Origin of the sequence: Bacillus thuringiensis (genome assembly GCF_001182785.1) — a bacterium.
GTDB lineage: Bacteria > Bacillota > Bacilli > Bacillales > Bacillaceae_G > Bacillus_A > Bacillus_A thuringiensis_S.
On the sequence record NZ_CP012099.1, the window covers coordinates 4,676,832 to 4,690,444 of the forward strand.

Below are 13,613 nucleotides of genomic sequence, written 5' to 3' on the forward strand. Positions count from 1 at the left end.
CGCGAAAAGTTTTTATTACTCCTCTTGCAGCTTCCTCCCTTCGAGTTTTCATTTAAATTAAAACTTTAATCAGTGAGGGAAAAAGCCCCCACTGATTCTTTAGGAATAACTATTAATCGTACTGTTTTGTACGCTTCCTTTTTCTACAACATACGGCTCATCGATGTTTCCTTTTAATACGACACCGTCGCCAATTTTCACGTCTTTATCAATAATAACACCGTCTATTATACAGTTATCTCCAATTTGGCTCTTTTGCATAATAATACTGTTACGAATAATTGAACCTTTTCCGATTTTAACTGAACGGGAAATAACACTGTTTTCTACTTCCCCTTCAATAATACTGCCATTTGCAATCATTGTATTTTTCACGACTGCACCCTTTAGATAACGAGTTGGTGGCTCATCTTTTACTTTCGTAAAGATCGGTGCTTCTTTCTTAAATAATTGCTTCCAAATAGCAGGTTGCAAAATTTCTAAGCTATGTTTATAGTAACTTTCGATCGAATCAATAATTGCTACATATCCAGTATGTTCATATGTAGCAATGTGTAATGATTTCCCGCGTTTTTCTCTCACTACATCAAATAAACTGTATTGCTCCACATCTTTATATGTCTCAAATAAATCTAATAATAATTGTTTCTTTAACACGTATGTTTGAAGCGAAACCCCTTCATGGCAAACTTCCGTAATATCAGCTGCCGTATGTATATGTCGCTCTAACACCGCTTGAAAATTTAATGCTGTTACAAGATGGCTATTCGTAATAACAACGTACTCTTCTCTGCTTCTTAGAAAATAATCAATATGTCTTCTAAAGTGTGCAAAAGACCCAAACTCATCTTGGTCACATTGGCAGTTTGGCGGGAATAAAAATAGTCCGTCTCGTTTTCTATCTAAATCCCACTGTTTCCCTGAACCGACATGGTCCATTAACGAACGGTTTTTATGGCTTGTAAAAACTGCCACACTATGAATACTAGAATTCACCATATTTGAAAGCATGAAATCAATGAGTCGATAACGGCCCCCAAACGGTAACGCCGCTAGTGAACGATGCCCTGTTACTTTCTTTAAGGAAGGAAAACTTCCCGTTGCATTAATAATTCCTAACATTTTTTCTCCCATTCATTTCATCCCCCTTTTCTATTTCCCTTCAGCAATTAATACTACATCGTCAACATTCTTTTCTGGACGAATGATTGTTCCATCTTCGATAACCATTTCTGATCCAACGATCGCTCTTTCAATCACAACATTTTTACCAATCTTAGCCCCTGGCATAACGACAGAATCAATCACCATACTTCCTTCTTCCACCGTCACTCCTTGGAATAACACAGAATGCTTCACGTCCCCTTCAATGACGCACCCTTCGTTAATAAGCGATTCTTCTACTTTTGCCTTTTCAGCAATATATTGAGGCGGTTCGTTTGGATTGACAGAGTAAATACGCCAATTACGATCGTTTAAATTCAGTGATGTTTCATCGCGAAGCAAATCCATATTCGCTTCCCATAAGCTCTTCACCGTTCCAACATCTTTCCAATATCCTTCAAACGGATACGCCATCAACTTCTTACCTTCATCTAATAAAAGCGGAAGAACGTCTTTTCCAAAATCGTTACTAGATTCAGGATTTCTTGCATCCATCTCTAAATACTCTTTCAAAATTGACCAATTAAAAATATAGATTCCCATTGATGCAAGATTACTTCTTGGAAATTGTGGTTTCTCTTCAAACTCAACAATCTCCATCTCTTCATTTGTATTCATAATGCCAAAGCGACTCGCTTCATCCCAAGGTACTTCAATAACAGAGATGGATACGTCCGATTCTTTCTCAATATGGTAATCTAGCATCTTACTGTAATCCATTTTATAAATATGGTCGCCTGATAAAATAAGAACATACTCCGGTTCATACTGACTTAAATAGTTTAAATTTTGATAAATGGCACTTGCCGTACCTGTATACCACTTAACCCCTGAAGACTCCGCATAAGGAGGTAATACTGTGACCCCACCGTTTACTCGGTCTAAATCCCACGCATTTCCGATTCCGATATAATTATGAAGTTCAAGTGGTTGATATTGTGTTAAAATCCCAACCGTTTCAATACCAGAATTCGCACAGTTACTTAGCGTAAAATCAATAATGCGATATTTACCACCAAATGGAACAGCTGGCTTGGCTAAATTTTTTGTTAATGCACTTAAACGACTACCTTTTCCCCCTGCTAGTAACATTGCTACGCACTTTTGTTTTTGAGCCATCTTGTTTTTTGCTCCCCTTTCTCGTCTTCACTGGTCGTAATATGGATACGCCAAATGGTGGAATTGTAATCTCTACATGTGCTGCTTGATTATGGTACGGTTCTAGAATCGTCTTAAGACGTTTCTTATTCACTTGCCCCGAACCGCCATATTGCTCAGCATCACTGTTTAAAATCTCGTTATAATACTCGAAATCTGGTACACCTACTTTATAGTTTTCATATGTAGATTTCGTAAAATTACATACGACAACTAACGCATCTTCTTGTTTATCCCCTTGGCGGATAAAAGAGAAAATACTTTGCTCATTATTATTAGCATCAATCCACTGAAAACCTTCAGGTGAATGGTCAAGCTGCCAAAGTGGTTTTGAGCGCTTATACAATGCTATGAGCTCATTAAAGTAATCATGCATATAACGATGCATTTCAAAATCATGTAAATTCCAATCTAAATCTTCAAGGTCTTTCCACTCATCAAACTGTCCGAATTCTCCTCCCATGAAAAGTAACTTCTTTCCTGGGTGAGTAAAGAAATATCCATATAATAAACGAAGCTGAGCAAACTTATCCCAGTAATCACCTGGCATTTTATTTAATAACGACTTTTTCCCATGAACGACTTCATCATGAGAAAGTGGTAATATGAAGTTTTCAGAGTACGCATATAGTAAAGAAAACGTCATTTTCTCATGAATGTGTTTCCTATATTCAGGCGCACACTCCATATATTTCAGCACGTCATTCATCCAGCCCATGTTCCATTTGTAATTGAATCCAAGCCCACCTTCATACGTTGGAGTTGTTACAAGTGGCCAAGCTGTTGAATCTTCTGCCGTCATAAGAAAATCTTCATCCTCTGCAAACACTGCTTCATTTAACTCTCTTAAAAATGAAACAGCATGCTCATTACTTTGCTCTTGTCCTTCTTTATTCCAGTACAACATGTTCGCAACTGCATCTACTCTGAAACCATCAATATGGAAATATCTCATCCAAAATAACGCATTTGAAATTAAGAAATTACGTACCTCTCTCTTCCCTAAATCAAAATTGACAGTTCCCCATACTGGATTTTCTTGTACATCTTTATCTTTATATTCATAGGTCGGTGTGCTATCAAACAAATATAAACCGTGAGCATCTTTACAAAAATGCCCCGGCACCCAATCTAAAATGACACCGATTCCATATTTATGACATTCGTCGACAAAATGCATTAAATCATGCGGCGTACCAAATCTACTCGTCGCGGCATAATATCCCGTTCCTTGGTATCCCCAAGAACGATCATATGGATGCTCAACAAGCGGCATAATTTCAATATGTGTAAATTGATGTTCCACCACATACGGGATGAGCTCTTCAACCATTTCCCTGTAAGAGTACAGCGTTCCATCTTCTTTCTTTTTCCAAGAACCAAAATGTAATTCATAAACTGTCATCGCTTCTTTATAAATCGATTTTTTCTTTTTCTTACGATTCCAGTTTTTATCATTCCATTCATATCCTTTTATATCAAAAACTACAGATGCCGTATTCGGTCTTACTTCTGCATATACAGCATACGGATCTGCCTTTAAAATGACGTCACCAGCCAACGTTTCAATCGCATATTTATATATTTCTCCTTCTTCAATATGCGGTATAAATAAGGACCAAATGCCTTCTTCTGTCACTTGTAGCATCTTATGTTGCTCATAATCCCACTCATTAAAATCTCCAACAACACTCATTGCTTTCGCATGAGGAGCCCACACTGTAAACCGTACCCCTTGAATCTCACCTTCCGTCACAACATGTGCACCAAAGATGTTATAACTTTCATAGTACTTTTCTGTATGAAACTCATCTCGTTTCACTTCTTCACAATTTATTACACTCAATATGCTCACCTCACTTAGATGACAGAATTTTTTATACTTTAACTATTTCTGCGAAAAACTGCAATATCCTTGTTAATTTATAAAAAATATTCGTTTTTTTCTTAAAAATGTTAGTTTTTCTTCACATTTCCGTGTAAAATATCGAATTTTGACGAATATTCATTGAAAACGCTTTATTATTCTTCTATATTTCTGTCTATTATTTTTTCTCAACCTTTATTTTATTAGGTTTACCCTATTTTTCATGCTATTTTCCAATCAAAATCAAAACAAAATAATCTGTCATAAAAAAATGTTTCTCAACATTTTTTGTCACAATTTTATTGAAATGCGAAATTCATAAGCATATACTTGTTCTCAATAAAGAACTACGATCTTTCGTAACTATAATTCATAGCGGACTACTATGTTTACTTATTTATCCTTGTTGCGAACGATTGCTATAAAAATTTAACTAGGGGGCTTTCTTATGTCATTAAAACAAAAAGTAGGAATGGGAGTTGTCACCGCTTCACTTGGTTTATCCCTTACATTCGGAGGTGTATTCGCCTATTTCAGTGATTCAGAAACATCGAGTAACTCATTTCAAGCTGGAACACTAGATCTTTCTCTTAATCCAAGTGTAATCGTTAATGTGAAAGATTTAAAACCAGGTGATTTTATTGAAAGGAACTTCAAGCTTGAAAATAAAGGTACATTAGATATCGCAAAAGTAGCACTTGAAACATCATATGAAGTTACAGATGCAAAGCAAAATAATGACGGTGAAGATTTAGGTGATCACATTATCGTCAAGTTTCTAGTGAATGATGGACAGCCATCTAATCCAAACGATGATCATGAGATTTTGTGGGAAACAAAACTATCAAAATTAAAAACTATGAAACCTGAAGATGTCGCTACGTCTCTAGAACGTCATAACTTAATAGATGGTATTAAATCTGGTGAAACAGATTACTTACACGTTCTCTTCTCATTTGAAGATAACGACCAAGATCAAAATAAATTTCAAGGTGATTCCCTGCAGCTAAACTGGACTTTCCATGCTGAGCAAACAGCAGGTGTGGAGAAATAATTTTTAAAAATATAAATTACCGGAGGCCTATAAATGAAAAAGAAAAATCGTTTTGTTACTGGAATTGTAACAGCTGGCGTTCTGTTTTCAACTGCCATTCCGTTCAATGTACTTGCTGAAAGTCCTATTAACCAAATTGAATCTTCAAATGCTCATTCTATATTATCGAAGCTTTCTAAAGAACAACGCCTGGCATTACAAACGGTAGATGCCAACCCTGGTTTTACAATTTCACCAGATATTAATACGAGTAGTTCTGAGCCTGTAAATATCATTGTAGAATTTCAAACTGCTCCAGTAAAGATTAATGAATTAAAACAAAAAGAAAAAGGATTACAATCTGCTCCTGAAAATATAAAAGCACGTATTGATCAAGAACATGAAGAATTCGAAAAAGGATTAAAACGTCTTTATCAATTCAGCCCATCAGTAAAATCAGGAAACTTCCAGTCTGTACAAATTAAACGTTCTTATAAGCATGCGATAAATGGTGTTGCAATGACATTACCAGCAAATACAGTTGAAGAGTTGTTACGAATTGGTGTTGTAAAACGTATTTGGAAAGATTACGAAGTGAAATTAAATTTACCAAAACAAGCAGAGCAGAAAGCACCTCAAAAACTAACAGATAGCATTCCGCAAATTGGAGTGGATAAGTTACATAGCGAGGGCATTACTGGAAAAGGAATTAAAGTTGGTGTATTAGATACAGGTATTGATTACAATCACCCTGACTTAAAGGACGTATATAAAGGCTATCGCGCAAAATCTGGTGAGGACTCTAGCAAAGTAGATCCAAATTCAGTAAAGGGTTGGGACTTTATTAATAATGATGCAGATCCAATGGAAACTACTTATTCAGAATGGCAACAATCTGGTGCTCCTGAATTTGATAACCGTGGTTCTTCCTTCTACACAGCCCACGGCACTCACGTAGCAGGTATCGTTTCTGCTCAAAAGAAGAACCAATCTGATTCAGCAGTAAAAGGTGTTGCACCTGACATTGAACTGTATAACTATCGTGTACTCGGTCCATACGGAAGTGGAGATAGTTCAGGTATTATAGCTGCAATTGATAAATCTATTTCTGACGGTATGAACGTTATTAACTTATCGTTAGGTGATGATAGCAACAATCCACTTGATCCAACATCTATTGCTGTTAATAACGCGATGCTTTCAGGCGTTGTTACAGTCGTTGCTGCTGGTAACTCTGGACCGAATCCATCAACACTCGGATCACCAGGTGCTTCGCCATTTGCTATTACGGTTGGAGCCAGTGATAGCTCTATTTCCTTACCGAAACTATCAGGTCATGCTGGACAATTACAATTCCCTAACTTAATTTTGTTCGGCAAAAACTTCACTGATAAAATAGAAGATTTTAAGGGACAAACTTTACCTATTGAATCTGTAGGAATCGGTACGCCTGACGAGTTTAGTAAAAAAGATGTAAAAGGAAAAATCGCTCTCGTTGCACGTGGTACAACCTCATTTGATGAAAAAATTGCTAACGCAAAACAAGCAGGTGCAAAGGCTGTTATTATTTATAACAACGTGGATGGAGAAATTCCTTTCTACGTTGGTGAAAGCACAAAATACATTCCAGCATTCCGCCTAACGAAAGAAGACGGTGAAAAACTAAAAGCTCAAATTGAACAAGGTAGCACATCCTTAACTTTCGATGAAATTAATTACATTCAAACAGAAGGCGATCATCTTGCAGACTTTAGCTCACGCGGTCCTGTTACAGCAAATGATGATATTAAGCCTGATATTACAGCGCCTGGTGTTGCTGTCCTTTCAACAGTTCCTGAATATATTAACGACCCGCAAGAGGGTGAAAACTATGCTGTTTCCTATGAGCGTATGCAAGGAACATCTATGGCTTCCCCTCATATCGCTGGTGTTGCCGCTCTAATTTTACAAGAACACCCAGACTACTCTCCGTTCGATGTAAAAGCGTCTCTTATGAACACAGCTGATGATTTAAAAGAAAAATATTCGGTCTATGAAGTTGGAGCTGGGCGAGTAGATGCTTACAACGCCGTTCGTACAGAAACAAGCTTTAAAGTATTAGATACGACACAAACTGTTGTAAATGATGAAGTAATTGAAGTGCCCGAAGAAACTGGATCTATTGCATTCGGTAAGTTTTATCAAAAAGACGGTGAAGCTCTTGAACAAAAACGAAATATAAAAGTAACTAATCATAATAAACAAGAGAAAAAAGAATTTAAAACAGAAATTTCTTATACACCAGCTTCGCCTACTATTAACGATGCTGTCGCAAACGGTGTAAAAGTCTCTGCTCCAGAAACAATTACTCTTGATGCTGGCAAAACAGATGAAATTGAAGCAAAAATTAATGTTCCAGCCGGTGTAAAACAAGGCCGATATGAAGGATATATTCATATTACGAACACGAAAAATAAAGAAGAAACATATCAAATCCCATTCTCTATTCGTGTATCAGAGCCCGGTATTGAAAATGCAATACTATCAAGAAAAGCAATTTCAACTGATACATCTAAATTTAATCCATACGGTGAATCGTATGTTCACGGGGCATTCCAATTAAACAGCGAACTTGAAACGTTAGATCTTATCGTAAAAGATTCCAAAACAGATAAAGCTCTCGGCTTCATTGGAACATTAAACACAAGTGGACTAAAAACTGATGTGTATTACTACTTAGACTCGTTCTTTAATGGAAAAGTGTATCCTTTTACAAATGATCCTGCAAAACCAATTGGTGATGAGAAAATCAGCTTACCAGAAGGAGACTACACAATTGAGTTTGTCGGTTATGATAAGGCTGGGAAAGCACGTGTAAAAGGTGATTATGTTGTAATTGATAATACCCCACCAGAAGTGAAACTAATTGGATTAAAACCTGGTATTTACGAGTTAAATGAAGAAAATTATACAGTAGAAGATGGCAAAAAAGCACTATGGATTAAAGGAAATGTATACGATTCAAATGTTGACTACTTAAAAGGAAAAGGATTAAACATTACGCAAGAAGCGAATGGCGTTATGTACTATGACTATTCTCCATACTTGCATAAGTTTTTACCGATTAATGCAAATGGCGATTTTAAAGTTGGCATTACACCTGACTCCTTCAGAACGGAAGGTCCAATGAACACAGGCGTATATATTTTCGATTATGCAACTGCAGGAGCTGACTATCCAAGCGGTGTAAATAACTACTGGTTTATCCCGCAAGGTGCTCAATATGCGAAAGCTAGTTACGATAAAAAAGAATTATATAAAAATGACGAGTTCACAGTAACACTAAACGCAAAACACGTAAAACAATTTGTTGCTGGGCAATTTAATGTAAACTTCCTAGAGAAGAACTTCAAATTTGCAAATGCGAAATTTAATCCTGCTTTTGAAAAGCTACTTTCCGAAAAAGGAGTAACCGCAAAAGTAAATGAACCGAAACTAGAGGCAGGTTCGGTTACAGTTGGCGGCGCTATCGATGACAAAAACTTTGCTGGATTAGATGGTGATTTCCCGTTCATTGATGTAACTTTCAAAGTAGAAAATGATGAATTTTATGAAGCAAATGCTCAATTAGAGTCACCAATTTTTGTTTACTGGAAACAAGGTGAATCAGAACCAAATAGAATGCGTGTACTTCAAGATCAAACATTCTCAGTTATGTCCTTAAATTCACTAGTAGAAGGAAATATTAAACCTGGTGCATTCTTAAATGAACGTGGATATTTAGATGAAAAGTTTGATTATACAAAGCTTGGCGTAAAAGTATATGCAACTGATTCTTACCGTCATAAGTTTGAAGGCTCACTAGATAAATACGGATACTTCAAACTCAATGGACTTCCAGTTAATAAACGCGACTACAACTTATATGTAGAAGTGCCAGGACATTTAACAAGCCGCCTAACAACGAAACTTGGTACTGAAAAAGACGGTAAGCTGCTTGGCCAATATTATTATGCAAGACCTGACGAAAACCTTGCCGGCGATGTAAATGGTGATAAAGTAATCGATATTAAAGATGGTGAAATTATCGCTAGCAACTACGGTAAAAAAGGACTAACTGTAAAAGACGGAGATCTTAATAAAGATGGTATTGTCGACGAAAAAGATATTCGCTTCGTTGAAAAGAACTTCTTGAAAAAAGGGCCAGATGCATCTAAATCACAAACACCTGTAGAAAAATCAAAAAGCGGTACACTGGTAGATATTTTAAAGAAATTAGGATTAACACCTAAAAAATGATAAAGTGAAACTTTAATCAGTGGGGGGTGTTCATCCCCCACTGATTATCAGCCCTCACCAATCGGGCTTTTACGGGCAGTTGATCACCAAACTAACTTCTTTGCTTTCGCTGCATTTTGAGGTGGGATCTTACTGCCCGTTAATGCGGGATAATAAAGAGCACTCTACTTAAAGTAGAGTGCTCTTTTCTATAAACGACCCTTATCCAGCAAAAGGGGTATATTGGGGATATACAAGGGAAACCGGAAAAGGAATTTATATTAAATTATATAAGTTCAGAGGTAAGAAGCAGTTTCCCACCTCTGAATTATTTAGCAATTATTATAGTACTGGTGCCATTGTTTCTTTTAATACTTTTACAGAATGAGCGAATTTCGCTTTTTCATCTTCATTTAGCTCAAGTTCTACGATTTCACGTACACCTTCGCGGTTAATTACAGCTGGAACACCTACGTAAGCATCTTTTTCACCGTATTGACCTTCAAGGTATGCAGATACAGTTAATACGCTGTTCTCATTGTTTAAGATTGCTTTAGTTACACGAAGTAGTGACATACCGATTCCGTAGTAAGTTGCACCTTTACGCTCGATGATATGGTAAGCTGCATCACGTACATTTTCGAAGATTTTATCTAAGTCTTCTTGATTGTACTGTTCGTTGTTAGCTAAGATTGTTTCTAGTTTTTGTACACCGATAGTAGCGTGGCTCCATACTGGAAGTTCAGTGTCACCGTGTTCACCAACGATGTAAGCATGAACGTTACGTGGATCTACATCTAAGTAGTCACCTAACATGTAACGGAAACGAGCAGAGTCTAAAGTAGTACCAGAACCGATTACGCGCTCTTTCGGTAAACCAGATTCTTTCCAAGTTACGTAAGTTAAAATATCAACTGGGTTAGTTGCGATTAAGAAGATTCCATCGAATCCGCTATCCATAATGCCGCGAACGATTTGTTTAAAGATCTTTGTATTTTTCTCAACTAAGTCTAAACGAGTTTCACCTGGCTTTTGTGGTAATCCAGCAGTGATAACTACTAAATCTGCATCTTTACAATCTGCATAGCTACCGCTCCAAACTTTTGTCGGTGATGGTGAGAATGGTACCGCATGGCTTAAGTCCATTGCTTCCCCTTCTGCTTTTGCTTCATTAACATCTACTAATACGAATTCTTCAGCTACACCTTGGTTGATCATTGAGTAAGCGTAACTACAACCTACAGCTCCTGTTCCTACTAATACTACACGATTGATACCTTTTTTCATGTTAATTTCCCCTCTCTATTGTTCACATATATTTTTTATGATTATTTAAGTAATTAATTAAAATACTAATTTAATGTTGTTTAACTTCTTTACATTCATATTGTAGCACGTATTATTGTGAATTACTTCACAAATTATGACCTATTTGTGAACTTTTTCACATAGAGTGTAAAGTTATTAGAATAGGTGTGGAATCCATTTCAATGGAGGCGTTTTCTTTAGATTGTGAATAAAAATAGTGTGATTCGATTATTCCCTGTAACCAAATTCATTTTTTATAATCCAAATCCTAATAGTCGAAAAAGAAATCGTATTATAAGATTAAACTAACACATTATCGCCTTACAAAATGGACGTTAGTTGGCCTATATAGAATACAGTGAAATAAATCAATTAGCATATTCTTTAACACCTCCCTTTTAACCATTACCCTATATTAATAAAAAAATATCAGTTAAAATCATGCATTCTTTTCTAGTAATAAACCATCCAATATAAGTGATAGGCTACGCAAAGCTTTAGACAAATGCATCTCTGCATCTTCAGAATTCGCAATCCAACAAGCAAGGTCCACTAGTCCGCCATTTATGAATCTTGCTAATGCTTCACAATCCGTGTTTTCAATAATAGAGTCCTTCATTAGTTGCTGAAGCATCTCCGCCATCGTCACTAAACATTGTGACTGTGATGATTGATAATAACTAGTTCCTAATACTGCTGGTGCATCACGAAGTACAATTCGCTGGATCTCTGGATTAAGTGCCATTGATAAATACGCACGACAACGCCCAACAAACCCTTCCCATTTTCCTTCCGCCTCATCTGATACTTTTCCTAATTTATTATCCATTTCCATATCAATTTCTTTTACAACCGCTTCTAACAATCCTTTTTTATCACCAAAATGATGATAAATTGCACCACGTGTTAAACCGACAGATGCTGTAAAATCATCCATAGACGTGTTTACATATCCAACTGTACCAAAAGCCTCTCTTGCTGCACTTAGCAATTTTGCACGTGTTTCAATGATCATTTCTTCTCTTGTTTTTCTACCCATCTTTTCCTCCTACTTCTATTCATTCTCTTTATTCAAAATGAATCCTATTATAGTATCGTTCTCTATGTAAAAGAATAACTCCTTTTATCGTTAGCTCTCTACCCAACGATAAAACTTTCTAATTGACATACGCACCGTATGTTAATATGATATTGGCATACGGTGCGTATGTCAATTGTTTCTAGCTTACAAGATAATATAACTTCTTACCTATATCCTACATTGACTCACTGTCCCTTTTTATAGAAGGTATTAATGAAACAGAGGAGGAGTTAAAAGAATGAAGAATGTATATGTAAACGTCAAATACTTTGGTGATTATCATGTTTAATTCCTACCGCGAAATTTTCAGTGCTCCTGGTACAAAAGGATTCTCATTAGCAGGATTTATAGCTCGGATGCCTATATCAATGATGGGCATAGGTATTGTTACAATGTTATCTCAGTTACGTGGTGACTATTGGCTTGCTGGAGCTGTTGCAGCCACCTTTACATTATCATCAGCTTTACTAGCTCCTCATATTTCTCGGATGGCCGATCAATTAGGGCAATCTCGCATACTTCTTCCGACTACAGGTATCAGTGTTTTCTTTACGATCCTCTTACTCCTATGTACGAAATATGAAGCTCCTTATTGGACGCTATTTCTATCCGCCTTATGTGCAGGTTGTATGCCCAACATGTCAGCCATGGTGCGTGCACGTTGGACTAAACTATACCGTGGATCCCATAAATTGCATACAGCATTTTCCTTCGAATCGGTCGTCGACGAAATTTGCTTCATCATTGGTCCTGTATTATCTGTCAGTTTAAGTGTTATGTTCTTCCCAGAAGCGGGCCCACTTTTATCATCTGTTTTTCTTACAATTGGGGTATGCCTATTCACCATGCAAAAAAGCACAGAACCGCCTGTACACCCTCATGACATTACAAACAAAGGAACAGTGTTTAAAATCGGTTCTTTGCGAGTACTAGTATTCACACTCATCGCCATAGGTACTATATTTGGCACAATAGATGTCGTTAGTGTAGCTTTTGCTGAACATCAAGGAAACACCGTAGCTGCTAGCTTTGTACTTTCTGTCTATGCAATCGGTTCATGCCTTGCAGGTCTAATTTTCGGTACCCTTAAACTCAGTACTCCACCCTATAATCAATTTTTAATAGCAGTCACACTATCCATGATAACAATGCTGCCACTAGTTTTCGTAAACACTATTACTTGGCTAGTAGTTATTGTTTTCTTTGCAGGGTTATCTGTCGCTCCTACTATGATTATTACCATGGGACTTGTGGAAAAAATCGTACCTGAATCAAAAATAACCGAAGGAATGACTTGGGCAATTACAGGACTTGGAATTGGAGTCTCCCTAGGATCAGCGATAGCTGGTTTAGTTATTGATAACTTTGGAGCTCGGGCAGGATTTAGTGTGGCCATTATAGCCGGAGGCCTTGCCTTAACTATTGCACTTTTAGGATACAAAACTCTTCACTCCGCATATAGTCATGCTGTTATGAAACCGGATGGGCATTCAGCAGAGGGTTAAAACATATTCAAAAAATAGGATTACCTCTTCTTATGTATAAGAAGAGGTAATCCTATTTAAATTGATATAACTTTTTAAAATTTATTATTTATAATCTGTTATAGCTTCTTCTATATCTATACACAACAAAAAAGAGATAGCAGATTATGCTATCTCTTTTAGTATGACCCGTACGGGATTCGAACCCGTGTTACCGCCGTGAAAGGGCGGTGTCTTAACCACTTGACCAACGGGCCAGTT

The 13,613-nt window shown here is 36.8% G+C and carries 8 protein-coding genes and 1 tRNA gene; 3 read left to right on the forward strand and 6 right to left on the reverse strand.

Going from position 1 to position 13,613, the window contains the following annotated elements; genetic code table 11:
- Positions 1-99: 99 nt before the first annotated feature.
- Genes glgD through glgB form a run of 3 tightly spaced genes read right to left on the reverse strand, consistent with a single transcriptional unit; the run spans position 100 to position 4,168 of the window.
- On the reverse strand, positions 100-1,134 hold the full coding sequence (gene glgD / locus AC241_RS24180; RefSeq protein ID WP_016079899.1) for a glucose-1-phosphate adenylyltransferase subunit GlgD: 1,035 nt from the start codon (positions 1,132-1,134) through the stop codon (positions 100-102).
- Between the two features lie 18 nt (positions 1,135-1,152).
- Complete coding sequence (glgC, locus tag AC241_RS24185) at positions 1,153-2,283, reverse strand: glucose-1-phosphate adenylyltransferase (RefSeq protein WP_000057604.1); 1,131 nt, start codon at positions 2,281-2,283, stop codon at positions 1,153-1,155.
- Complete coding sequence (gene glgB / locus AC241_RS24190; protein WP_050844635.1) at positions 2,231-4,168, reverse strand: 1,4-alpha-glucan branching protein GlgB; 1,938 nt, start codon at positions 4,166-4,168, stop codon at positions 2,231-2,233. Before glgB ends, glgC begins: the two co-directional genes overlap by 53 nt.
- A gap of 469 nt (positions 4,169-4,637) precedes the next feature.
- Here glgB and AC241_RS24195 point away from each other — a divergent pair, with 469 nt between their 5' ends.
- Positions 4,638-5,243: a CalY family protein gene (locus tag AC241_RS24195; protein WP_000053936.1), complete on the forward strand. Its 606-nt coding sequence runs from the start codon at positions 4,638-4,640 to the stop codon at positions 5,241-5,243.
- A gap of 33 nt (positions 5,244-5,276) precedes the next feature.
- Entirely contained in the window at positions 5,277-9,500 is a 4,224-nt protein-coding gene (locus tag AC241_RS24200; protein WP_050844636.1) for a S8 family serine peptidase, read from the forward strand.
- Positions 9,501-9,821: 321 nt separating this feature from the next.
- Here the strand turns inward: AC241_RS24200 and AC241_RS24205 are convergent, their stop codons facing one another.
- Both AC241_RS24205 and AC241_RS24210 read right to left on the reverse strand, forming a co-directional pair.
- A complete protein-coding gene (locus tag AC241_RS24205; RefSeq protein ID WP_000715346.1) occupies positions 9,822-10,766 on the reverse strand; it encodes an L-lactate dehydrogenase in 945 nt (314 codons plus the stop codon).
- 460 nt (positions 10,767-11,226) lie between these two features.
- Positions 11,227-11,826, reverse strand: a complete 600-nt coding sequence (locus tag AC241_RS24210; protein ID WP_043935174.1) for a TetR/AcrR family transcriptional regulator — start codon at positions 11,824-11,826, stop codon at positions 11,227-11,229.
- 323 nt (positions 11,827-12,149) lie between these two features.
- Between AC241_RS24210 and AC241_RS24215 the strand changes: the two genes are divergently transcribed.
- Positions 12,150-13,373 carry an MFS transporter gene (locus tag AC241_RS24215; protein ID WP_043935173.1) on the forward strand — a complete coding sequence of 408 codons (1,224 nt, stop codon included), beginning with the start codon at positions 12,150-12,152 and terminating at the stop codon, positions 13,371-13,373.
- A gap of 164 nt (positions 13,374-13,537) precedes the next feature.
- Here the strand turns inward: AC241_RS24215 and AC241_RS24220 are convergent.
- Positions 13,538-13,609 (reverse strand) — tRNA-Glu (locus AC241_RS24220).
- Between the last annotated feature and the right edge of the window lie 4 nt (positions 13,610-13,613).

What these genes read in the sequence shown, in the direction of transcription:
- glgD (WP_016079899.1), bottom strand. Translation starts at nt 1,134, where the DNA reads ATGGGAGAAAAAATGTTAGGAATTATTAATGCAACGGGAAGTTTTCCT.
- glgC (WP_000057604.1), bottom strand. Translation starts at nt 2,283, where the DNA reads ATGGCTCAAAAACAAAAGTGCGTAGCAATGTTACTAGCAGGGGGAAAA.
- AC241_RS24195 (WP_000053936.1), top strand. Translation starts at nt 4,638, where the DNA reads ATGTCATTAAAACAAAAAGTAGGAATGGGAGTTGTCACCGCTTCACTT.
- AC241_RS24200 (WP_050844636.1), top strand. Translation starts at nt 5,277, where the DNA reads ATGAAAAAGAAAAATCGTTTTGTTACTGGAATTGTAACAGCTGGCGTT.
- AC241_RS24205 (WP_000715346.1), bottom strand. Translation starts at nt 10,766, where the DNA reads ATGAAAAAAGGTATCAATCGTGTAGTATTAGTAGGAACAGGAGCTGTA.
- AC241_RS24210 (WP_043935174.1), bottom strand. Translation starts at nt 11,826, where the DNA reads ATGGGTAGAAAAACAAGAGAAGAAATGATCATTGAAACACGTGCAAAA.
- AC241_RS24215 (WP_043935173.1), top strand. Translation starts at nt 12,150, where the DNA reads ATGTTTAATTCCTACCGCGAAATTTTCAGTGCTCCTGGTACAAAAGGA.